At 75.4% G+C, this 638-nt stretch carries 1 pseudogene; it reads right to left on the bottom strand.

Annotation, left to right across the window (positions count from 1 at the left end):
* A pseudogene (locus IE142_RS35300) lies at positions 1-638 on the bottom strand (hypothetical protein); the annotation flags it as partial.

The following is a 638-nucleotide window of genomic DNA, read 5'->3' as shown; positions in this document are numbered from 1 at the left end:
GCACCGGCACCGGCGCCTCGGCACCAGGCGCCGGCTCAGGCACCGGGACCGGCTGGGAAGCCGGGGCCGACTCCTGAGGCTTCGCGAGCGGCTCCAGCGTGATCCGGGGCAGCGGCCGGCCCTCGGGACCGGCGGAGCCGTCCATCTCCGCAGCGACCTCCGTCACCGGGCGCAGACTGACGCCGCGGGAGTCCGACGGGCTCGAGGGATCGGCCGTCGGGACGGCGGCCTTCGCCGGCGAGGGGGCCGCGACCGGCTCGGGTGCGGACACCATCACCGGCTCGGGCGTCTCCTCCGGCTGTGCGGCGACCGCTACCTGCCGCGTCCGGCTGCGGTGGCCGCCGATCCAGCAGTGCCTGGCCTCGAAGGGGTAGCCGGGCAGGGTCACCTGGGCCGGCGTCCGCTCGAACAACCCCTCGAACCGCGGCTCGTAACCCTGGCAGTACAGCTCCGCCAAAGCCTGGAGCCGCTCCTGGTAGCGCCCGGTGTCCTGCGGGTCGCCGGCAGCGCGCTCGACCAAGTGCTGTACGGCCTCCGCCATGGCGGAGTTGCGGACGAAGTCCCGGGGGACGGCACCCGAGCGCACCATCAGCGGCCGTTCACCGGCCGCCGCCTCACGCAGCAACCGCACCGCGTCC

It is taken from the genome of Streptomyces mutabilis (assembly GCF_014649815.1).
Lineage (GTDB): Bacteria > Actinomycetota > Actinomycetes > Streptomycetales > Streptomycetaceae > Streptomyces > Streptomyces mutabilis.
Note: the sequence above shows the minus strand (reverse complement) of the source record. Positions and strands in the feature narration are given on the sequence as shown.